A 301-nucleotide genomic window follows, 5' to 3' on the forward strand; every position below is an offset into this window, starting at 1 on the left:
AGTCAGTCTCAGAATCAGTGTCTGAGTCAATTTCAGAATCAGTCTCAGAGTCCATCTCAGAATCAGTGTCTGAGTCAATTTCTGAGTCAGTATCCGAGTCAGTCTCAGAATCAATCTCTGAATCAGTGTCTGAGTCAATCTCAGAATCAGTGTCTGAGTCAGTATCAGAATCAATCTCAGAATCAGTGTCTGAGTCAGTATCCGAGTCAATTTCTGAATCAATCTCTGAGTCAGTATCCGAGTCAGTATCAGAATCAATCTCAGAATCAGTCTCAGAATCAATTTCTGAGTCAGTAAGCGA

At 40.9% G+C, this 301-nt stretch carries 1 protein-coding gene; it reads right to left on the minus strand.

Features of this window, described 5'->3' with window-relative positions; translation table 11 throughout:
- The coding region (locus tag C1E99_RS14720) for a hypothetical protein (protein WP_193441809.1) at positions 1 to 301 on the minus strand (301 nt) is incomplete at both ends.

The sequence above is a fragment of the Streptococcus suis genome, from assembly GCF_002964045.1.
Lineage (GTDB): Bacteria > Bacillota > Bacilli > Lactobacillales > Streptococcaceae > Streptococcus > Streptococcus suis_U.